22 protein-coding genes and 1 other RNA gene are annotated in these 20,915 nt (G+C 70.2%); 15 read left to right on the forward strand and 8 right to left on the reverse strand.

The window, feature by feature from the left end; genetic code table 11:
- Positions 1-26: 26 nt before the first annotated feature.
- The 8 genes from ACQP2O_RS38790 (at position 27) to ACQP2O_RS38825 (ending at position 4,725) form a co-directional block, all read left to right on the forward strand.
- A complete protein-coding gene (locus ACQP2O_RS38790; RefSeq protein ID WP_433174084.1) occupies positions 27-269 on the forward strand; it encodes a hypothetical protein in 243 nt (80 codons plus the stop codon).
- Positions 241-756, forward strand: coding sequence for a DUF6879 family protein (locus ACQP2O_RS38795; RefSeq protein WP_433174086.1), 516 nt, complete (start codon positions 241-243; stop codon positions 754-756). The genes ACQP2O_RS38790 and ACQP2O_RS38795 overlap by 29 nt, the downstream gene beginning before the upstream one ends.
- Positions 737-1,639: a DUF5753 domain-containing protein gene (locus ACQP2O_RS38800; RefSeq protein ID WP_433174088.1), complete on the forward strand. Its 903-nt coding sequence runs from the start codon at positions 737-739 to the stop codon at positions 1,637-1,639. The genes ACQP2O_RS38795 and ACQP2O_RS38800 overlap by 20 nt, the downstream gene beginning before the upstream one ends.
- 101 nt (positions 1,640-1,740) lie before the next feature.
- Positions 1,741-2,031, forward strand: a complete 291-nt coding sequence (locus ACQP2O_RS38805; protein WP_360899362.1) for a hypothetical protein — start codon at positions 1,741-1,743, stop codon at positions 2,029-2,031.
- Positions 2,032-2,061: 30 nt separating this feature from the next.
- Positions 2,062-2,238: a hypothetical protein gene (locus ACQP2O_RS38810; RefSeq protein ID WP_433174090.1), complete on the forward strand. Its 177-nt coding sequence runs from the start codon at positions 2,062-2,064 to the stop codon at positions 2,236-2,238.
- A 205-nt stretch (positions 2,239-2,443) separates the two neighbouring features.
- Positions 2,444-3,103, forward strand: a complete 660-nt coding sequence (locus ACQP2O_RS38815; protein WP_433174092.1) for a lytic polysaccharide monooxygenase auxiliary activity family 9 protein — start codon at positions 2,444-2,446, stop codon at positions 3,101-3,103.
- Positions 3,104-3,223: 120 nt separating this feature from the next.
- Positions 3,224-4,072 (forward strand): metallophosphoesterase family protein, encoded by an 849-nt coding sequence (locus ACQP2O_RS38820; RefSeq protein WP_433174094.1) that lies wholly within the window; start codon positions 3,224-3,226, stop codon positions 4,070-4,072.
- Positions 4,069-4,725 carry a 4'-phosphopantetheinyl transferase family protein gene (locus ACQP2O_RS38825; RefSeq protein WP_433174096.1) on the forward strand — a complete coding sequence of 219 codons (657 nt, stop codon included), beginning with the start codon at positions 4,069-4,071 and terminating at the stop codon, positions 4,723-4,725. Before ACQP2O_RS38820 ends, ACQP2O_RS38825 begins: the two co-directional genes overlap by 4 nt.
- On the opposite strand, the gene ACQP2O_RS38830 is transcribed toward ACQP2O_RS38825, so the two are convergent.
- Complete coding sequence (locus tag ACQP2O_RS38830; protein ID WP_433174098.1) at positions 4,722-5,609, reverse strand: hypothetical protein; 888 nt, start codon at positions 5,607-5,609, stop codon at positions 4,722-4,724. The two genes, ACQP2O_RS38825 and ACQP2O_RS38830, sit on opposite strands and share 4 nt — an antisense overlap.
- A gap of 71 nt (positions 5,610-5,680) precedes the next feature.
- Here ACQP2O_RS38830 and ACQP2O_RS38835 point away from each other — a divergent pair, with 71 nt between their 5' ends.
- Positions 5,681-6,553, forward strand: a complete 873-nt coding sequence (locus tag ACQP2O_RS38835) for a hypothetical protein (RefSeq protein WP_433174100.1) — start codon at positions 5,681-5,683, stop codon at positions 6,551-6,553.
- Between the two features lie 94 nt (positions 6,554-6,647).
- Here the strand turns inward: ACQP2O_RS38835 and ACQP2O_RS38840 are convergent, their stop codons facing one another.
- Positions 6,648-7,550 (reverse strand): arginase family protein, encoded by a 903-nt coding sequence (locus tag ACQP2O_RS38840; RefSeq protein WP_433174102.1) that lies wholly within the window; start codon positions 7,548-7,550, stop codon positions 6,648-6,650.
- 357 nt (positions 7,551-7,907) lie between these two features.
- On the opposite strand from ACQP2O_RS38840, the gene ACQP2O_RS38845 reads away from it, so the two are divergent.
- The 4 genes from ACQP2O_RS38845 to ACQP2O_RS38860 all read left to right on the forward strand — a co-directional run bounded on the left by ACQP2O_RS38845 (position 7,908) and on the right by ACQP2O_RS38860 (position 12,586).
- Complete coding sequence (locus tag ACQP2O_RS38845) at positions 7,908-9,920, forward strand: zinc ribbon domain-containing protein (protein ID WP_433174104.1); 2,013 nt, start codon at positions 7,908-7,910, stop codon at positions 9,918-9,920.
- A 32-nt stretch (positions 9,921-9,952) separates the two neighbouring features.
- Positions 9,953-10,816, forward strand: coding sequence for a hypothetical protein (locus ACQP2O_RS38850; RefSeq protein WP_433174106.1), 864 nt, complete (start codon positions 9,953-9,955; stop codon positions 10,814-10,816).
- Positions 10,817-10,918: 102 nt separating this feature from the next.
- Entirely contained in the window at positions 10,919-11,464 is a 546-nt protein-coding gene (locus tag ACQP2O_RS38855) for a dihydrofolate reductase family protein (protein WP_433174108.1), read from the forward strand.
- Between the two features lie 111 nt (positions 11,465-11,575).
- Positions 11,576-12,586, forward strand: a complete 1,011-nt coding sequence (locus ACQP2O_RS38860) for a pentapeptide repeat-containing protein (protein WP_433174109.1) — start codon at positions 11,576-11,578, stop codon at positions 12,584-12,586.
- Between the two features lie 81 nt (positions 12,587-12,667).
- On the opposite strand, the gene ACQP2O_RS38865 is transcribed toward ACQP2O_RS38860, so the two are convergent.
- From ACQP2O_RS38865 to ACQP2O_RS38885, 5 genes are all read right to left on the reverse strand, one after another.
- On the reverse strand, positions 12,668-13,657 hold the full coding sequence (locus ACQP2O_RS38865; RefSeq protein ID WP_433174112.1) for a WD40 repeat domain-containing protein: 990 nt from the start codon (positions 13,655-13,657) through the stop codon (positions 12,668-12,670).
- A gap of 224 nt (positions 13,658-13,881) precedes the next feature.
- Positions 13,882-14,269, reverse strand: an RNA gene (gene rnpB, locus ACQP2O_RS38870) — RNase P RNA component class A.
- Between the two features lie 16 nt (positions 14,270-14,285).
- Positions 14,286-15,407, reverse strand: a complete 1,122-nt coding sequence (locus ACQP2O_RS38875; protein WP_433174114.1) for a bifunctional RNase H/acid phosphatase — start codon at positions 15,405-15,407, stop codon at positions 14,286-14,288.
- Positions 15,404-16,147: a zinc ribbon domain-containing protein gene (locus ACQP2O_RS38880; RefSeq protein ID WP_433174116.1), complete on the reverse strand. Its 744-nt coding sequence runs from the start codon at positions 16,145-16,147 to the stop codon at positions 15,404-15,406. Before ACQP2O_RS38880 ends, ACQP2O_RS38875 begins: the two co-directional genes overlap by 4 nt.
- On the reverse strand, positions 16,144-16,968 hold the full coding sequence (locus tag ACQP2O_RS38885) for a Nif3-like dinuclear metal center hexameric protein (protein WP_433191291.1): 825 nt from the start codon (positions 16,966-16,968) through the stop codon (positions 16,144-16,146). Before ACQP2O_RS38885 ends, ACQP2O_RS38880 begins: the two co-directional genes overlap by 4 nt.
- A 202-nt stretch (positions 16,969-17,170) precedes the next feature.
- Between ACQP2O_RS38885 and ACQP2O_RS38890 the strand changes: the two genes are divergently transcribed.
- Both ACQP2O_RS38890 and ACQP2O_RS38895 read left to right on the forward strand, forming a co-directional pair.
- Positions 17,171-17,452, forward strand: a complete 282-nt coding sequence (locus ACQP2O_RS38890; protein ID WP_433174118.1) for a DUF6191 domain-containing protein — start codon at positions 17,171-17,173, stop codon at positions 17,450-17,452.
- Between the two features lie 66 nt (positions 17,453-17,518).
- Positions 17,519-17,887, forward strand: a complete 369-nt coding sequence (locus ACQP2O_RS38895; RefSeq protein WP_433174120.1) for a hypothetical protein — start codon at positions 17,519-17,521, stop codon at positions 17,885-17,887.
- 70 nt (positions 17,888-17,957) lie between these two features.
- Here the strand turns inward: ACQP2O_RS38895 and ACQP2O_RS38900 are convergent, their stop codons facing one another.
- Entirely contained in the window at positions 17,958-20,807 is a 2,850-nt protein-coding gene (locus tag ACQP2O_RS38900) for an ATP-binding protein (RefSeq protein WP_433174122.1), read from the reverse strand.
- Between the last annotated feature and the right edge of the window lie 108 nt (positions 20,808-20,915).

Genomic DNA, 20,915 nt, shown 5'->3' on the forward strand with positions numbered 1-20,915 from the left:
ACAATACCGGACTCAGGAGGACATCCATGTCCCTAAAGTTCGTCGGGATCGATCCATTCACCAACGGGGATAACTGCCCCACCGTCTGGGTCGACGACGCGACCAGCGAGATCGTCATCCAAGGCTGGACCGCCGACCCGGATACTCGGAGGGAATGCCTGGCGACCGGCCCGATCCCCGACCACGAGACGGTGCTGCGGCTACCGGCGCGGATGGCACCGATCCTGAAGGAGGCGTGCGATGTCGCCGGAGGTCCCATCGTTCAATGACCTGCTGGCCGCGTGTGACGAGTCGGCCGTCCACCTGGAGATGCGGGACGGCTACACGCCCTCCGACCCCGTCTTCCTCGACTGGACGGCGGGAGTGCGGATCGACGGGCCGAAGCGCTACCCAGAGTGGTTCGGCCTGGTCCGCGCGACCGTCGCCCGTGGTGTCCAGATCCGGCGAGTCCGCATCGTGTCGGAACCACTGGCGGACTTCATCCGTTTCGAGTACGACGTAACAGAAGGGCTGAACGTCGCGGCCGGCGAGCAGGTACGGTGGCTGTCTCGCCGGCAGTCGTCGGATCTGGCCCTGCCGGGCAATGACTTCTGGGTCTTCGATGGCCGGATCGTCCGATTCGGCTACTTCGCCGGTGACGGGGAATTCGTCGGCCACGACGTCTGGGAGGATCCTGACGTGGTGAAGCTATGCACCTCCGCCTTCGAGGCGGCCTGGGAGCGGGGGGTCGATCACGATGACTATCGCCCTGTCTGAGCGGCCCCGACCACCGCGGAGAACGCCCCTGCCGACGGCCTCACCGTCGTCGTCCGTCCAGGCGGCCCGCCAGGCCATCGCCGACCGGCTGCGAGAGCTCAGGGTCGACGCGGGCCTGACCGCCAAGGCGCTCGCCGCCGCCGCCGAATGGGACCGCACCAAGGTCTCCAAGATCGAGCACGCCTCCCGGCCGCCGTCCGCCGACGACATCCGCCGCTGGTGCACCGTCTGCAAGGCCGACGACGAGGCCACCGACCTCGTGGCCTCGCTGCGTGCCGTCGAGGGCGCCTACGTCGAGTGGCGCCGCCTCCAGCGCACCGGCCTGCGCCGGCTCCAGGAGTCGCGCGTGCCGCTGTACGAACGGACCCGCAACTTCCGGGTCTACTGCTCGCAGGTCGTGCCGGGCCTCTTCCAGACCCCCGCCTACGCCGGCGCGCTGCTGTCGGCCATCACGACCTTCCACGGCACTCCCAACGACGTGGAGGAGGCGGTGACCGCCCGGATGGCCCGCTCGCACGTCGTACGCGACGGCGACCATCGGTTCGCCGTGCTCGTCGAGGAGGCGGTGCTCCGCTACCAGGTCGGCGGTTCCGACACGATGGCCGGGCAGCTCCACCACCTGCTGGACACCATGGCGCTCCCGTCGGTGTCGCTCGGCGTGATCCCCTTCGAGCACGGGGGCCGCCGGATGTGGACCCTCGAGGCCTTCAACATCTTCGACTCCGAGCGGGTGTCGGTGGAGCTGCTGTCGGCGGCGGTCACGGTCACCACCCCCGGAGAGGTGGACCTCTACACCAAGGCGTTCAGTGAGCTGACCGAGATGGCGGTCTTCGGCACGGAGGCGCGGGCACTGATCTCCGCCGCGATCGACGCTCTCGACTGAAGTCCGCGTGCCACACTTGGGCACACTCCTCGCACACAGCGGCTCGGCGATTTTACCGTCACGGCAGGCGGCCAAGATCCCCCCGCGATGAGGAGACGGACATGGGCGAGGAGACCGTCACCGCGTTAATCTTCCGGCACCTTCGTGAGCTCCGAGGCGCTCTCGACCAAGCCGGTTTCGAGACCACTCTCGACCATCCCAACGGCGCGTCCCCCTACCTGCGGGCCACCAACCGGCACGCGCCCGTCATGTCGGAGACGATCCGCTGTGAGCACCACATCGTCGACGGCGACGCGTACTGGTTCTTCTACTCCTGGGGTCAGCCGATCTGTCCGGCGGTGGACAAGGCCTTAGCGGCCCGGGAGATCAGTCGTGTCATCGGGAACCGCTGAAGACCGCTCACTCCTCTACCGGACGGACACATGAGCTACGACCAGGAGCTGACAGAGTTCCGCCGAATCCTCGACGAGATGACCGTCGTCGGACACCTCCGCCGCGACGCCGAACTCGCCGAGTTGCACCGGCTGATTCAGCGCTATCCGGACGAGGCACGCGAGATCTGCGCGAAGTTCGGCGGCGCGTATGACAAACCCGCGTGAACGACCCGATGGGTCGGTTCCACGCACACGGACCGGGCCGCGGTGGCGGTGACCATGCCCCGCCTCCGCGGCTCAACCATGTGCGACGCCCTCCGGCACCCTGAAAGTTTCATGCGTAAAGTTCGGCAACTCCGCTTGTCAGGTTAATATCGGTGATCAGGTGCGCTCCCACCGTTCGGCCTGTCCCCCGAGACGGAGAACGCGCATGCACCACCGAGGTACCCGCCGGGCGCTCCGCGTCCTGACGCTGCTGTCCGCCGCCGTACTCTTCCTGGTCCCCTGGGCCGACGCGGCCTTCGCCCACGGCTCGGTCGTCGACCCGGCCTCCCGCAACTACGGCTGCTGGCTCCGCTGGGGAAGCGACTTCCAGGACCCCAAGATGCAGCAGGAAGACCCCATGTGCTGGCAGGCGTGGCAGGACAACCCGAACGCCATGTGGAACTGGAACGGCCTCTACAAGAACGGCCTGGCCGGCAACTTCCAGGCCGGGCTCCCGGACGGGCAGCTCTGCAGCGGCGGCCTGACCGAGAGCGGCCGGTACCGCTCCCTGGACGTCCCCGGCGCGTGGAAGACGACCGACGTCCACAGCACCTTCTCGGTCCACCTGCTCGACCAGGCCCACCACGGCGCGGACTACATCCTCGTCTACGTCACCAAACAGGGGTACAACGCCCTCACCCAGCCTCTGCGCTGGAGCGACCTCGAGCTGGTGCGCAAGACGGCCAAGTACGCGCCGGGCGGCGACTACATCGTCGACAACCTCAGCGCCCCGGGCCGTACGGGCCGCCACGTCGTCTTCACGATCTGGCAGGCCTCGCACATGGACCAGGCGTTCTTCTTCTGCAGCGACGTCAACTTCACCTGATCCACCCATCGCGGCACGCCCGGTCCCCGCGCCTGCCCGGCGTACGCCCGGCAGGCGCGGCCCTGACCCGTATCGGTCAACTCGAGGTTCCCGCGAGAGGCCGCACGTAGCATCACCGATGTGATCACCACGCCGGAGAACGGGCCGCGCCTTCTCGCCATCAGCGACCTCCACGTCGCGTACCCGGAGAACCGGAAACTGGTGGAAGAGCTGCGTCCGCACTCCGGCGACGACTGGCTGCTCGTCGCCGGCGACGTCGGTGAGAACCTCGACGACATCGAATGGGCGCTCGACACGCTGCGCCGGCGCTTCGCGACCGTCGTGTGGACGCCCGGCAACCACGAGCTGTGGACCCCGCGCGGCGACACGACCGGGCTGCGCGGCGAGGACCGCTACCGGCGGCTGGTCGAGCTCTGCCGCGGCGTGGACGTCCTCACACCGGAGGATCCGTACCCGATCTGGGAGGGCCCCGGCGGCCCGGCCGTGATCGCGCCGCTCTTCCTGCTGTACGACTACACGTTCCGTCCCGAGGGCGCCGCCACCCAGGAGGCCGCGCTCGCGCAGGCGTACGCGGAGGGCATCGTCTGCACCGACGAGATCTTCCTGCATCCGGACCCGTACCCGAACCGCGAGTCCTGGTGCCGGGCCCGGCTGGCGGCGACGGAACGACGGCTGGCGGAACTCGACCCGGAGCTACCGACCGTGCTGGTGAACCACTATCCGCTGGTACGGGAGCCCACCCGCGTCCTGCGATTCCCGGTGTTCGCCCAGTGGTGCGGCACCGTGCACACCGCCGACTGGCACGTACGCTTCCGCGCGGCCGTGGCCGTCTACGGGCACCTGCACATCCCGCGGACCACCTACTACGACGGCGTACGGTTCGAGGAGGTCTCGGTCGGCTACCCGCGCGAGTGGCAGAAGCGTCCGGTGAAGCCGGCGCTACGGCAGATCCTTCCGGCGACCTCGTGATCGAGGAGTTGCTGCCGCCGGAAGCGGCGGCCGAGGAGACGTACGGCGACGCGCCCGCGACGACCCTGTTCCCTGAGGAAGAGGCACTGCTCGCCCGCGCCGTCGACAAGCGCCGCAGGGAGTTCACGACCGTACGGGCCTGCGCGCGAACAGCCCTCGCGCGACTCGACGTCGCCCCGGCACCCATCCTCCCGGGGGAGAGCCGCGCCCCGATCTGGCCGACCGGGATCGTGGGCAGCATGACCCACTGCGACGGTTACCGGGCGTCCGCCGTCGCCCATGCCCGGGACCTCCTGACGATCGGCATCGACGCCGAACCCAACGGCCCGCTGCCCGACGGCGTACTGGAAGCCGTCTCCCGCCCCGAAGAGCGCGCCTGGCTGACCGACCTGCTCGCCGCGGAACCCGACGTACGGTGGGACCGCCTGCTGTTCAGCGCGAAGGAGTCGGTCTACAAGGCGTGGTTCCCGCTGACCCGCCGCTGGCTCGGCTTCGAGGGCGCGAGCGTCACGGTGGACCCCGAGGCCGGCACGTTCGCCGCCGCGCTGACCGTCACACCGCCGGAGGTCGACGGCCGCCCGCTGACCGGCTTCACCGGCCGCTGGCTCGCCCGCGACGGCCTCATCGTCACCGCCATCACCGTCACCCGTTAATTCGACCGGTCCGGGTTCAGCCATTGCGATGCGCGTCGCTGTTGTTCCCGGTCGCCGGATGCCCGGGCCGTTTCGAGGAGGCGGGCCTTCAGCGGCGCGGGAATGGCGGCGATGTCCCTCTTCTGGCGACGCCGGCTCTTCCAGCCGGCGAGATGGCGCACGGCGCCTCTGTCGTGGCGGGCGTCGGCACGCGGGTCTTGCAGGCCGGCGACGATGTCGGCGATCGGCAGGTCCTTGAGCAGCAGGCTCGGCACGAGCTCGTACACGGGAAATCCGGAGAATCGGCCGGTGCCCGCGCCGCACCATTTCAAGAGAGCCAGCACTCGGCTCGCGGGCTCCGGGAAAGCGTGGTCCAGCCGATCCTGAATTTCGGCCAGCAGGTCCGGCGAGGGGTTTCCGCCCATCTGCGAGGGTGCCAGGATCCGCTCGGACAGGTCGGCCAGCACGGCCGGCATCGCCGCGAGCCACTCGGCCTCTTGCGACCGTGCCCGCAGACGCCGGCGTTCGTCCTCCTCGAACTGCCGCAGCGGGCCCGATGCTCCGTGGTCGTCGAGCCAGCGCAGTAGTGAAATGCCATCGACGAGGACCGCGTCGCCGTCCCAGCCGTACCAGCGAAGCGTCAAGCCATGGTGGAGGACCACGGCGGTCAGATCTCCGCCGTCCTCGTCGAGGAAGTCGAACCGGACGTCCCCCAGGCACGCGCACACCATGCCGGGAACGGACGCCACCGCCATGGCCGTACGCAATCGGTCGAGCTCAGCAGGGGCCGACAGATCGATGACGACCTCGGCCCCGATCAGGTGCGACGCGGGCGGGACGGCGTCCGTCACCATGACGCGGCGTGCGTCCCGCAGGACCACGTCCAGGGCATCCGTTTCCGACATGAATCAGGACTACGATCTCTCAGAACCTACCGCTACACATCAACTAGATGACATTCTAGCTGGAGAGTTTTATGCAGCATCCCCTGCACCGGTCACTCCGATTGCCCACCACATTTGCGGAGCTCGCCGCGTTTATCATGGACGGGCTGGACCCCGGAGACCCGGATGTGTGGAGCTACGCTTCGTGGATGGACAAGGGCGGCGACCTTTTCTGCGGGGACATCAGCACGAGCCTTCTCGGCGAGCCACCCGGTAGCGACGATCCACGGATCATGTGCGGGGAACTGTGTTACAGCTTTCAGCCACTTGAAATCCTTCCGTTCTGCTGGAACGGTGGCGATGGGCTGCATTACGGGTGGGCGGTGCTCGCTCCAGAGCTGGATGCCGAGGACCACGTGTGCGTATCGTTCGCCCCGGGCGATGACCAGGCATTCTGGCTCGGCGATAACACGAAAGAGGCGTTGGAGAACCTTCTCGTCGGGGCAATGGCCAATTGGACGACGTGGGGGCGCGAGCAGGGACTGGCCTCGCCCGCCGAGGACACCCGCTGGGCAGCCGTATGCCACGCCCTCGACCTGCGCCCCGATATCGGCTCCCCGCGGATCGGCCCGGGTGCCCGCTCAAAGCAGGCGATCCGCCCGGAGACTCCCCCGGGATGGCGGTATGAATCGGCCGATGACGGTATCGGCGTACTCGCACAGGCTGCGGCGTTCGCGCCCGGCACCGTACGGGTGGATCGCCCGTGGGACGTCGATGAGTACCTATCGCAGGCCCGTCGATTTCTCGCCGACGGGTTTCCCGCCTCGGCGCTATGCGTGCTCAAGTCTCTGATGTCGTACGACCGCGCGACCGTACAGTTGATGGGCGAAGCATACGAACAACTCGGACGCGACCTCCATGCCGAACGCGCCGAACTCTGGCTGCAACTGCACCCATCGGATTGATCACCCTGCCGAGGTGGGCCGACCCAAGACCTTGGATCCGAGATGGGTCGGCTTCACGTTCGGAGTCAGCGGAGCCCGGGGTGAGCATCCGGGGTCAGTCCGTCGGCGTTGCGGAGATCAGCGGGAAGCCGTTGAGGAGTTGCCGCAGGTGCATCACCTGGCGCGGGAAGAACTCCGCGATCGTGAGGCCGACGACGTCCGCGGCCTCATCGATGTCGGCGACGATGCGCCGTACCTCCGTGCTCGTGAGACCGTCCGGTTCGGCGCCGAGGCCGAGCACGATCTCGTTGCTGTCGACCGTGTCGACGTCGAAATGGACGGCGACGCGGGAGCAGCCGGTTGCCGCCAGCCAGGCGAGCAGCGGGCGGGTGGAGGTGCGCAGGTCGTCGGGGGCGAAGGAGCGGATGCCCCAGTCGGCGACGTTCGGGAGGTCGTCGTCGGTCCACGAGTGGAGTCCCGCCAGGGCGACCCGGTCCGGTGAGATCGTCGCTGGGAGCAGTGCCTGCACGTCGGGGTCGCCGTGGCCGGTGAGTGCGGCGACGGCCATCGCGTGGTAGCCGGGGTACTCGCTCTTGGGGGTGCCGATGTCGGGGTGCGAGTCGATCCAGACGACCGCCAGGTCGTCCCCGTAGCGGCGGGCCAGTTCGGCGAACGGCGCCACGCTCACCGAGCACTCGCCGCCGAGCGTGGCGATCCGGGCCGGGTCGTGAGCGCGGATGACCGCCTGGGCGCTCGCAAGCTGCCGGAGGACGACCTCCTTGGCCTCGACACCGTCGCGTTCGTCCAGGCCGTCGTCCGACATCGTGACCGGCACGGTCGCCGTCGGGCCGTCGTGCGGCGGCAGGACCGCGTCGAGCACCGCCGTGCCCACCGCATAGCCGCGGCGGGCGACATCGAACGGGAACTCGGAGGCGAGCGCCTCGACACTGGAAGTGCCGGCACCCTGCCACTGGGGCCAGACGAGGCGAAGGTGGACGTCTCGGCCGGGATGGGGCATGAGTGCTCCTTCCTTGGTGATCCGGGCCGTACGGCGGCTTGCGCGCCGGTCCGCGCAGCGGGTCTCGCAGGCCGAGTCATATCGATCGTCTTCCGGCGACGGGCAACGCTCGGATCGTCCATAGGTTCACAGGTTTCCTAGGGATCCGATATGTCACGTAGCGGTTATGAGAGGACGTCGAGTTGCTGTGGTTGCTCCCGAGGGCGAAAGCGGCGTGCACTCGATGGTAGTTCGCCGGTAGGCAGTCGACGCCCTGACTGGCTGGCCTCGCTCGGATTTTCGAATCACCGAGCGGAACACCGATACAGATCGCTACTGTGTGTACATGTTTGGTCGCGTGTCGTCCGGTCGTGTCGCATGAGCCGTAAGCTTGCGCTGGCCGCCGGTCAGGCGGCTCGGACCGCATCCACCCGGGTCCTGCTGCGCGGCGGAGTAGATGAGAAGACCGGTGAGGCTCTGACGGCCCGGACGGTGGCCGAGCGGGTGGGCTGGGCCGCGGACCTGGTCGCCGACATGACCGTCGGCCTGCTGGCCGGGCGCTGGAACGCCGAGGACGTGGCTCGGCTGGCGGCCGGGGTAGATGAGGCGGGCCGTGTCTTGCCGTCGAATGCGTGGATGGCGTTGCGCCGGTTGGGCTGGGCCGTGACCGTCCCCGGCGGGGTCAAGGTCAATGACCGGATCGTGCGGATGGCTCAAGAGCAGGCCGGAAGGGTCCTGCGTGGTGCGCAGCACCGCGCCGAGATGGTCGCCGGGGTCCTCAAAACCTGGCCCGCCGACCCGGACAAGCGAACGGCGGTCGAATGGGATGCCGTCCGGGAGGCGATCCCGGATGGCCGGTCCCTGTCTGGCAGCGTGATCAAAGCGCGCACCAGGCAGATCACCGCCTTCTACGACGAGCATGGACGGTTTCCGGTCGATGTGTTCGAGCTGGAGGAGGCGCCGCGCGCGGCGCGGATGCTGGTGCTGGCCGCGGTTGACCGGCAGCAGGCCACCTTGGAACGCGCCGACGATGACCCGGCCAGGGTGCTGCTGCGGGTGCAGTTGCCCACCCGCCTGGACCCGCGCTCGTACGCCGACTGGTCCTGGGTGGCCTGTCCGCTCACGCTGCCGCCCACCGTCCCGCCTGATTCGGTGCTGCACCTGCCCACTCTGCGCCCCGCCAGTCGGCCGGGCGGTAGCTGGGTGCACGCCGACCTGGCGTTCTCCTATCCCGTCCCCAAGGCCGAACGAACCGGGCACGCCATCGCACTGGGCGTGGACTGGGGGCTGAACACTCTGCTCAGTGCTGGGACATGCCGTTTGCATCCCGACCGGACCATTACCGCGCTGGGGGCGGGGGCGATGTTTAGGGCTCGTGGGGTGATGGCCCGCCAGCACCGGCTACGCCGCCACGGTGAACACCTGCACGCCAAAACCGACACCTACGAAGGCCTCATCGGCAACCGGGAGGGCCACCACCTGGCCGCCAAACACGCCGTCCTGACGGCCGAACGCCAGCACGTGGCCGACCGCCGGTCCGGCCTGAACGACGCACTCGCCTGGGCGGCCGCCCGCTGGGCAGTGGACCAGGCGATCGCTGCCGGCGCGAGCGTGATCTATGTCGAGGATCTGCGGTCCATGGAGGCCAAGGGCATGGGCCGCACCCTCAACACCCGCCTATCCCAAGCAGTACGCGGACAGATCACCGACAACATGCGGCACCTGGCCGCCGAGACCGGCATCGCGCTCGTCACCGTCCCGCCGAAGAACACCTCCAAGCACTGCCCGCAGTGCCTGATGCCTCTACGGCACTGCAAGGCGCCCGACCGCCCCACCGCACCCGGCTGGAAATGGGCGATCTGCCCCGGCCCGCAGTGTGGCTGGCAAGGCGACCGCGACCACGGCGCATGGCGGCGCATCGCCGCCCGCGGCCTGACTCACCAGCACAACACCATCGTCGACCGCGCCACCGGCCACATGGATATCCCCCGCGTCATCGACACGCTCGAAACGGATGCGGTCGTCACCCCGGCCGCAACCCCTCAGGCCAGCGGGGAGGATCGGTCCAAGACCGGTCCCACCCCGCGCCGAACTCCACGCCCCGCGCCCAGGCGACGCAGGGCACCCTCCACCCCCGGCCCTCGCGGGCCGGCGGGTCAGCGTCCGGAGGGACACGCTCACACGGACCACAGACCGCCCCGCGCGGCCTGCCGGTACCAGGGCGTGCGCACCACCATCGTGCACACGATCAGCTCAACCACCCCCACCGGCCGGAACCGCCCACGGCACCGGCCGAAAGGAGCGGCGCTGGGCGCAGGCTTCCACTTACACGCCCACGCCACCCCACCCCGGTGGACAGATCCCCCAGTCACAACACTCCAATGTGACTAGCGATCCCCAAGCTGATCAGAGACGCTCGGGGAGTGATCTGGAGTCTTCTCGGGGCGATCGCCGCGGCCGTGTGCTTCGGCACGGCGAGTGTGTTGCAGGCGCTGGCGGCGCGCACCGCGCCGGCGAGCACGGGCGTCGACCCCCGCCTACTGGTCCGCCTGGTCCGCCGGCTTCCGTTCCTCCTCGGTATGGGCCTGGACCTCCTGGGCTTCGCCGCCGAACTGGCCGCGTTGCGGTCGTTGCCGCTGTTCGTGGTGCAGGCGATGGTCGCCGGGAACCTGGCGGTGACCGCGGTGGTCGGCGCCCGGGTCCTGCGCTTTCGGCTGGCGGCGCGAGAGTGGGCCGCCGTGGCGGCGGTGTGCGCCGGTCTGGCTCTGCTGGGGCTGGCCGCCGGGCACGAGAACCCGGCGGCGGTGAGCCTGACGTTCCGGATGGCACTGCTCGGGTGCGTCGCCGTGATCGCCCTGGTCGGGGTCGCGGCGGGGCGGCTGCGCGGAGCGATCAGGTCCGCGGTGCTCGGTCTGATCGCCGGACTCGGTTTCGGCCTGGTGGCCATCGGCGCACGCGTGCTGGTGAGCCTGTCTCCGCTCGATCTCCTGCGCGACCCGGCGACGTACGTCGTGGCGGGCGGCGGGCTGGTGGCGTTCCTGTTCTTCGCCACCGCACTGCAACACGGCTCGGTGACCACGACCACCGCGGCGATGGTCGTCGCCGAGACCGTCGTGCCCGCGCTGGTCGGGGTCCTCCTTCTCGGCGACGGCACCCGTCATGGGTACGCCTGGAGCGCCGTGCTGGGATTCGTCATCGCCGTCGGCAGCACGCTCGCCCTCGCCCGCTTCGGCGAACCCGCCACCGAGACCGACGAGGTGCGACCTTCCTCAGCGTCCCTCCAGTGAGCCCGCGCGCGGGAGCGTCAGGCCGGGCATGGTTTCGGAACGGATCGACCGATGAGATCGGCGGGTCGGTACGGTCTGTACTGGCGATGGAAGGGGACAGGAATGCTGGTCTACTCGACGATCGCGTCGCTCGACGGCTACACGGCCGATTCGGAGGGCAAGTTCGACTGGGCGGAGCCGGACGAGGAGGTACACGCCTTCGTCAATGACCTGGAGCGGGGGATCGGGACGTACCTGTACGGGCGCCGGATGTACGAGGTCATGCACTACTGGGAGACCGTCTCCCCTGACGGGCAGTCGCCCGCCGCGCGGGACTTCGCCGAGATATGGCGCTCCGCGGACAAGGTCGTCTATTCGAGCACCCTGCAGACCGTGTCGAGTGCGCGGACGCGGATTGAGCGGCGTTTCGACGCTGACGCCGTCCGGGCGCTGAAAGAGCACGGGAACGTCAGCGTGGGCGGCCCGGTCCTCGCCACCCGGGCGATACGGGCGGGCCTGGTGGACGAATACCACCTGTTCGTCACGCCCGTCATCGTGGGCGGCGGCACCCCGGTCTTCCCCGAAGGGGTTCGTGCCGGCCTCGACCTGGTCGACGAGCGCCGCTTCGCCGGCGGTGTGGTGTACCTGCGCTACCGCGCTCAGGAGTGAGGCATCTCAGATACGTCGCTCCGCGCCGGTGATCGGAACGGCCGGTCGGGTCTCCCGGTGTCTCGCCGAAGACGGGAAGATACCGAGCAGCAGCGCGGAGAGGATGACCGGGTGCGGGTGTTCAACAGACGGTTCGCCACGGCGACAAGGCGGCTCGGACACGCCGAGACCGCGGTGCGGCTGGCCGGGGTGTACGCGCTGGCCGGTCTGGCCGACGATTGGCAGGACGGCCGGCAGACCTGCATCGACGAGCTGTGCGCCTACCTACGGATGCCCTACGAACCTCCCCCGGAGGCCGGCCCCCCGGCCGCCGAACAGCTGACGTTCGGTGGCAGCCAGGAGGTACACCACACCGTCATCTCGATCATTACCGCGCACCTGCGCGACAACACCCGAGTCTCCTGGCGAGGCCATGACTTCAACTTCACCGGTGTCCGCTTCGACGGAGGCGACTTCAGCGGCGCGGAGTTCTCCGGCGGTACCGTCGACTTCCGCGACGCCGTGTTCCCCCGCGGCAGCGTCGACTTCACCGGCGCGGTCTTCTCGGGCGCCACCGTCGACTTCACCGGCGCCAGGTTCTCCGGCGCCTCCATCGACTTCACCCGCGCGACGTTCTCCGGCGGCCCCATCCACTTCGTCGGCGCGGAGTTCTCCGGCGGCACCGTCCACTTCGGCGACGCGACGTTCTCCGGCGCCACCCACTACTTCATCACCGCGGTCTTCTCCGGCGCCTCCATCGACTTCACGGGCGCGACATGCTCCGGCGGCGCCCTCGACTTCGCCGGCGCGGAGTTCTCCGGCGGCACCGTCCACTTCACCGGCTCGGCGCTCTCCGGCGGCATCATCGGCTTCATCGGCGCGGAGTTCTCCGGCACCACCGCCCACTTCAACGACGCGACGTTCTCCGGCGGCACTCTCGACTTCACCGACGCGACATTGTCCGGCGGCACTCTCCAATTCGCCGACGCGGAGTTCTCCGGCACCACCATCGTCTTCGCCGGCGCGAAGTTCTCCGGCGGCACCGTCGACTTCAGCGACGCGACGTTCTCCGGCCGCCAGGCCGGCCTCGGTAAGGACATCGCCACGGATCCACCCGCGGGGCTACTCCTGCCTCCCGCATAGCCCCCGCGACATCACGTGAGCTTGAGCAACGCCCTTGATCGTCAGTGTGTCGCGTTGATGAGTTGTGGCTCCGCACGGCTCTCATCCGGTGAGCTCTGAGAGCGCCGGCCACACCTCCACGGCCGCGAAGGCACCGGGGAAGGAGGACACCAGCCGGCCATCCGGGGCAAAGGTCATGGTGCTCACCGGTATCCAGCCCGGCCCCGGCTCCTCCCCCATCACTGCGAGCGGTTGCCCGCCTTGGTCCAGGAGGTATATGCGTCCGCCGTAGTCGACGGCCACGATCCCGTCCGCCGGATTCAACGCCGCCACGCAGGTGTGCACCAGGTCCTTTCCCGGGATCATGTTCACCCTGTCGTGTCGGGGGATCGTCTGCCAGTCCGCCAGAGGACGCCGCCCGCCGAGGCCGCCCACGCACAGTTGACCGTCGGCCGCCAGCACGCGATCGCGTGCCGAGTCCGCCAAGACGGTTCGGATCCAGACCCCTCGGTCACTCGCGGGCGAACTAAAAGCGGGAACCCGGGAGTCGGCGTCCCGCAGCGTCCGGACCGGGACGCCTGTCCACAAGTCCCAGAGCACGATCGAACGATCCCAGCTCATCGTGACCACATGGCGCCCGTCGTGGGTCACCGCGACCCACCTCACCTCTTCCGTGCCCGGCAGCGTGAATCTGCACGACCCCTCGTTCAAATCCCACACCCTCGCACCGTCTCCGGCCGCCGTGACCACCACCTGACCCGCAGCCGTCACCGCCAGGATCGGGTGGCTGTGCCCGACCAACTCCGTGGCCACCGTCCAGCTCGCCACGTCCCAGATCCGGATGCCGTACTCGCCGAAGGCATGCACGCTCGTGGCCATCAGCCGACCATCTGGGGTCACCGAAAGCGCGGAGACCCCCGGCGAACCCGACTCCACCCGGACCACTTCAGCGGTGGACAGTGAGACGGTGAACAACCGGCCGAAAGCGTCAACGACCACACAGGTGTCCCCGTCCGGCAGAACCGCTCGTGCCTCGGGGATGTACGCCTGCTCGACCCTTATCTTGCGAATCGGGGTCAGAACTTCGATCAACGGCTCGCTCCAGGTTCGGTGACAACGCGCCGACCGTTGAGACCCGTGCTCCGCAGCGATCTGGCGCTCAAGTTCCACCGACCGTAGCGGTCCAGATCGACCGATGCCTCAGATCCGGCGGAAGGAGACCGGCGTGACGACCTGGGCCATGTGCCAGATGTGCCGTCAAGGTGTCCTGAGCAGGAGGCCTGACGTGCCGCCCCGCAGGTCGGGGGCGTGGATGACGGACGAGTCGGCCTGTAGGCCGGGTTCTGTGCCTCCGCTTGCGCGGAGCGACGGTCATCCATCTAGGGCCGCCGTTGCCGGCGGCCTCGAGCGGTCTACCCGCAGGCCTCGGGCGGGCCGCCCTCGAACGCCTGCGCGGGTCCGCCGTGGCGGGCCCTTCTTGACCTTGCTCCGGGTGGGGTTTGCCGAGCCGCCCCAGTCACCTGGGGCGCTGGTGGTCTCTTACACCACCGTTTCACCCTTACCTCCGGCATGCCGGAGGCGGTCTGCTTTCTGTGGCACTTTCCCGCGGGTCGCCCCGGGTCGGCGTTACCGACCACCCTGCCCGGTGGAGCCCGGACCTTCCTCGTCGGAGCAGAACTCCGACGCGACCGTCCGGCCGACTCGTCCGTCTCGGATCATTTTACCAAAGGGCCTGGTTTTCGGCCGCCTCGCGCAGGTGGTGGGTGTCGTTGAGGGACCGTACGACGGCGGGGCCGTCGGCGTACCAGTCGACGACCGACAGGGATCCGACGTCCAGGTGCATCCGGTACAGCGCGGAGGGCGGGGCGTCGAGGGCCAGGCGGAGGAGTGTCTTGATCGGTGTCACGTGCGATACGACCAGGACGGTCTGCTTCCGGTGGCGGACCAGCAGCTTGTCGCGGGCGGTGCGGACTCGCTTGGACGTGGCCTCGAAGCTCTCGCCGAACGGGGGTGCGACGGACGGGTCGGCGAGCCAGGCGTCGAGTTCGGCGGGCCAGCGTTCGCGGACCTCGGCGAAGGTGTAGCCCTCCCAGTCGCCGAAGTCGGTCTCGCGCAGGTCGTCCTCGGTGCGGACCGGGACGTCGATGACCTGGGCGATCTCCTGGGCGGTCTGCAGGGTCCGCTTGAGGGGCGAGGTCACGATCGCGTCGATGCCCCGCCCGGTGAGGGCGTTGCCGGCGGCGCGGGCCTGGGCGAGGCCCGTGTCGGTCAGCGGGATGTCGCCGGTGCCGGCGAACCGGCGTTCGCCGGAGAAGGGCGTCTCGCCGTGGCGGAGCAGCAGCGTCGTCGTCGGCTCGGTCGTCGGCGGCGCCCATCCGGCGGGGGGCGGGTCCGGCTCGTCGGCCTCGGTGGCCGACGGCTCCCAGGTGCGGCCTTCGGCGGCGGCGTCCATGGCCTCGTTGGCGAGCCGGTCGGCGTGCTTGTTGCGCTCCCGGGGGATCCAGGTGTAGCGGACCGAGGAGAACCCGGAGGCGAGCCGCTGCGCCTGGAGGGCGAGCGGCTTCATGTCCGGATGCTTGATCTTCCAGCGGCCGGACATCTGCTCGACGACGAGCTTGGAGTCCATCCGGGCCTCGACGTCGGCACCGGCGGCGAGTTGTGCCGCGGCCTCCAGGCCGGCGATGAGGCCGCGGTACTCGGCGACGTTGTTGGTGGCCACCCCGACGGATTCGGCCCGCTCGGCGAGGACCTGACCGGTCAGCGCGTCGCGGACCACCGCGCCGTACCCGGCCGGACCGGGGTTGCCGCGCGATCCGCCGTCGGCTTCGACGATGAGTTTCACAGGCCGGATTCCGGGGTGCGGACGAGGATCCGGCGGCACTCCTCACAACGGAGGACCTCGTCCTTGGCCGCGGCGCGGATGGCGTTCAGCTCGACGGTGTTGAGCTGCAGGTGGCAGCCCTGGCACTGGCCGCGCAGCAGGGCCGCGGCGGCGACGCCCCGGTGCTGTTCGCGCAGCTTCTCGTAGAGCTTCAGCAGGTCGTCGGGGATGTCCCCGGCGACACCGGACCGGGCGGTGCGGGTCAGCTCGGCCTGGCCGTCGATCTCCTGGGAGGTGGCGTCGCGGCGCTCGGCGAGCTCGGCCAGCTCCTTGTCGGCGTCCTCCTTGTCCGTTTCGACGGCGCGCAGGCGGTTCTCCGCCTCCTCGCGGCGCTCCATCACCTCGAGCACGATCTCCTCGAGGTCGGACTGCCGCTTTTGGAGGGACGCGATCTCGGACTGGAGGTTCTCCAGGTCGCGGGCCGAGGAGACCTGCCCGGAGTCGAGCCGCTTCTGGTCGCGCTCGGCGCGGGCGCGGACCTGGTCGACGTCCTGCTCGGCCTTCTTCTGCTCCCGGTCGATGTCGCTGATCTCGGTCTGGGCGGCGACGAGCGCGTCGGCGACGCCGCCGATGCGCTCCTCGACCTTCGCGATCTCCGCGAGCTCGGGGATGGTGCGCCGCCGGTGGGCGAGCCGGTCCAGAGTGGTGTCCAGCTCCTGCAGGTCGAGGAGGCGCAACTGGGCTTCAGGTGCTGCTTTCACGAACTTCCTTCATGGGATCGAAAGGTCCACGCGTCGGTCACGACGGTGGAGATCCGGGTCTCCACGCCAGTCTGGCGCACCAGGCCCGCCGCGTCGCCGAGCCACGGCCATTCCGTCGCCCAGTGTGCGGCGTCGACGAGCGCCGTACCCCCATCTTCGCGGAACTCCGACGCCGGGTGATGACGGAGGTCGGCCGTGAGGTAGACGTCGGCTCCGGCCGCCTGGGCCGCGCCCAGCAGCGAGTCGCCCGCTCCCCCGCAGACCGCGACCGTACGGACCGGCGCCTCCGGGTCGCCGGCGACGCGGAGGCCTGCGGCCGTGGCGGGCAGGCCCTTGGCCGCGGCCTCGGTGAACTCCCGGAGCGTGACGGGGACGGACAGCTCGCCGACGCGTCCGAGCCCGCGGCGCGGGTCGTCGGCGGACGGACTGAGGGGCCGCAGCGGCCCGGTGAGCCCGACGGCGCGGGCGAGCGCGTCGGACACGCCCGGATCGGCGACGTCGGCGTTGGTGTGCGCGGTGTACAGGGCGGTGCCGGCGGTGATGAGCCGGTGCACGCCGCGGCCCTTCGGCGTGGTGGCCGGCACGCCGTGCACAGGCCGTAGCAACAGCGGATGGTGCGTGACGATCAGGTCGGCGCGCCAGTCGATGGCCTCGTCCACCACGGCCGTCACCGGGTCGACGGCGAACAGGACCCGGTTGACGGCGGCGTACGGATCGCCGCAGACCAGGCCGACGGCATCCCAGGGCTCCGCCCAGGCGGGGTCGTAGCGACCTTCCAGGAGTGTGATGATGTCGGCCAGTGTGGTGGGCACCCTCCGCAGCGTACCGTCCGAGATCGCGCGAAGTACCGTCCGAAGATCGCGCGAAGCGCATACCAAGATCACTCCAATGGCGCATACCATCGGCGGGGCCCCGGTGCGGAATCCTGGCGCCCGGCCGATCGTTGGAGGTTGCGTGAAATCACCGTTTCGACGGCGCCGCAGGCGTCCGCGTAAGCGTCCCGCTGTTGCCACCGAGCCGGAGGTGATCGACTGGCCGAATGACGGCAGTGGCAAGGGCAGCGGCCTGATGTCGGCCATCCGAGGTGACTCCTCGTCCGGCGCGGGGTTCGGGCCGGGCATGTTCGCGGACCTGCAGGCCGCGTTCGGTGGTGCGGGCAAGCAGATCCAGCTTGAGGAGCAGGAGAAGGAGAAGACGCGCCGGCATGAGCTGCACACGCACAGCACGCCGGGCCGCGACGACCTCGACTCCGGCACCATCAGGATCACGAAGCGCCGTGATGAGCCGAAGGAGGAGGAGAAGTAGCCGCTCGCGTCATACTTCTCCTACCTTTACTCGAACATACATTCGAGTTGAATCTATTCTGACGTTGTGACCGCGTACGTACCGCCCGGCTGGCCTTCGGGAGTGCATCCACCGGGCACCGAAAGATTCGAGGACACGGCGGTGGCCTGGCTGTTCGACCTGGTGCCACCCGAATACCGCCGGTACGGCGTGCTGCGGCGCTATCCCGTCGTGCTCTCGCGCATGGCCCGTCAGCACGTCGCCGCCGCGCTGGAGGCCGCGCGCGAGGGATTCCGTACGGCCCGCGCCGAACTGTCGGACTTCGTCCCCGCTCATGGGCTCGAGTCGGTGCTGGAGATCTACCGCCGCGAGGGCACCCGCCTGGCGGCGGTCGCCCGTGCGGTCGAACTGGTGGACACCGGGCTGCGCGGCGGCACCTTCACCCCCAAGCTCTGAGCGGTCGGCACGATCCTCCCGCTCCGGGCTCCAGGGAACCCGCGACCCGGCTGTGAAGATCCTGAAAAGCTCAGCCGGACGCCCGGAACAGGTGGGCGGCCGCCCCGCGGTTGGGCACGCCGAGCTTGCGCAGGATGCGCGACACGTGGACACCGACGGTCCGTTCGCTGATGAACAGCGTCTCGGCGATCTGCCGGTTGGTCCGCCCGCTGCTGAGCAGCGTGAGCACCTCGGCCTCCCGCGCGGTCAGCCCCGGCATGGACTCCTCCGCCGGGACGAGGTCCAGCCGCGCCCGCCGCGACAGGTCCTCGACGTGCTGGCCCACGCCGTTGGCGCCGAGCGCGTCGATGGTCTCCCACGCCGCGCGCAGCACCTCGATCGCCTCCTCGCGCGAGCCCCGTACGGCCAGGATCGCCTCCGCCTCCCGGAACCGGCAGTACGCCGCGCGGTAGGCCTCACCGAGGCGTTCCCACACCTCGGTCACCGACCGCCACAGCGCCGGATCCGGCGTGCCGAGACGGGTGGCCTCCGCCTCGGCCTGGAGGGCGTACGCCTCCGCCTCGGGCGTGGCGGGCATCGCCGCGAGCAGTTCCCGGCACTCCTCCAGCAGCGGCTCGGCCTCGCCCCGTACGGTCGCCTCCACGAGGATCCCCGCCGCGCACAGTTCCGGGCCGATCCGGGTGAACTCGCTGCCCCGGATGACGTCGAGCCCGGCCCGTACGTGCGTCCGCGCGGCGGGCAAGTCCTGGTCGAGGATCGCCAGCCGGGCCCGGCAGGCGTGGTAGGCGCTGGCCAGGTCGATGCCGTCGGTATGGCCCACCGTCTCGGCGAGGCTGGCCAGGTGACGCCGCGCGCCCTCCGCGTCGCCCCGGCGCAGCTGCAACTCGGCCAAGGCGAGGGTGACGCCCCAGCGCTGCCAGGGCGGCGCCTCGATGTCCATCACCTCGTCGGCGAGCCGATCGGCGTCGGACCAGCGGCCGAGGCGGATCAGCGCGGCGAGCGTGTTGCCGGCGGCGCACATGCACGTCGTCCGGCCGTATCCGAGCCCCCGGCAGATACTGACGCCCTCCATGCCGACCTCGGCGGCCCTGGCCCAGTCACCCGCCCACAGCAGCGCGTCGGTGTAGTTGACGTAGGACCGGCCGATCTCCCAGGCGTCGTCGCGCTCCTTGGCGCCGCGCAGGGCCTCGGCGAGCTCCTCCAGGCCGGTGGTCACCTCGCCGAGCATGCCGAGGCTGACGCCCATGGTGTTGCGGGCGTGTCCCTCGATGTCGCGGGCGCCGACGGCGGCGGCCGCCTCGATGGCCTCCCGGCAGCAGGCCACGGACTCGCGGTACCGGGCCTGGATCATCAGAACGTGGCCCTGCAGCCCACGGACCCGGGCGCGCTCGCGGGCCGACTCCTCGGCCGGCAGCAGCGCGATGGCCTCGTCATAGGCGGCGGATGCGCCCGCCATGTCGCCGGCCACCCAGCGGATCCGGCCCATGAGCGTCCACAGGCTCGCCGCGCAGGCGGGCGCCGTCGCCGGGTCGACCTCGGCCATCGCCTCCGCGGCGAGCCGGTCGGCCCGGTCGACCTCGCCGGCCGCCGTCGCGACCTCGGCGGCGCGCCGCAGCAGCTCGGGGTGTGGCATGCCGGCGCGGGACTCGGCGTCCGGCACCTCCGGCCACAAGCGGATCGCCCGTTCGTAGTGGGCGAGCGCGACGGCCCAGGCGTACGTGGTCTGCGCGGCTCCGGCGGCGCCGACGAAGCCGCTCAGCGCCCGCGCCGCGTCGCCGGCGGCGTGCCAGTGGCGGGCCAGCTCGGCGGACGGGCCCCGCTTCTCCAGCGCCGTCGCGACGGCGACGTGCAGCCGGGCGCGCTCCCCCGGCAGCAGTTCGGCGTGCAGCGCCTCGCGCAGCAGCGCGTGCCGTGCGTCGTATCCGTCGCCGGTGACGACGAGGAGCCGGTGGGCGACCGCCTCGTGCAACGCGTCGTCCAGCGCCTCGGGAGACAGCCGGGTCACCGCGGCGATCAGCTCCTCGTCGCTGACCCGGCCGATTGTGGCCACGGCGCGCAGCACGCGCCGGGTCTCCGGCGCGAGGCGCTCGACGCGGGTCAGCAGCACCTCGCGGAGGCTGGCCGGCAGCTCGTTCGTGGTCGGTCCGGCGGCCACGAGCTCCTCGACGAAGAACGGGTTCCCCTCCGACCGGTCGAACAGCGAACCGACCTGCCGCGTCGCGGGCCGGGTGCCGACGATCCCGGTCACCTGGGCGGCCACCTCGTCCCGGGACAGGCCGCTGAGCTCGATCCGCTCCGCGTGTCCCGAGCGTTCCAGCTCCAGGACGGCGCCGTGCAGCGGGTGGTCGCGCCCGACCTCGTCGCTGCGGTACGTCCCGACGATCAGCAGGCCGGCGCGACGCAGGTTGGCGCCCAGCATCGACAGCAGGTCGGCGGAGGCCGGGTCGATCCAGTGCAGGTCCTCCAGGACGAGCACGGCCGGGCGCAGCGCGCCCATCCGCTGGAACAGCCCCAGGGCCAGTTCGTACAGCCGGCCGCGTTCGGCGCCGTCCCGGCGGGCCGGCGGACGCCCGCACAGCTCGGGCAGGAGGGCGCCGAGCTCGCGCGGTGCCTCGCCGAGGACGTGGGCCAGCTCGTCGGCCGTCAGCTGGTCGGCCAGCGGCCGGAGCGCGGCGACGAACGGCGCGTACGGCGCGGCCCCCTCGGCCAGGTCGAGGCAGCCTCCGGTGAAGACCAGTGCGTCACGCCGTCTGGCGCGCTCGGTGAACGTCGCGACCAGGCGCGACTTGCCGATTCCGGCGTCCCCCGCGACGAAGAGCAGGACGGACGAACCGCCCTGCGCCTGGGTCAGGGCGGCGTCGAGTCGGTCGAGCTCGGCTGCACGGCCGATGATCGTGGGACACGAAACACGCCTTGTCACACTGGCGAGTATGAGGCACGTACGTCGTACACGTAGTTGAAAAGTAAGCAATTATGCTGATGCACTCGATCGAGGGCCTCGTGATCATTAGGCCATCGGCAGTCGACA

It is taken from the genome of Actinoallomurus sp. CA-150999, assembly GCF_050942425.1.
In the GTDB taxonomy this organism is placed as follows: Bacteria; Actinomycetota; Actinomycetes; order Streptosporangiales; family Streptosporangiaceae; genus Actinoallomurus.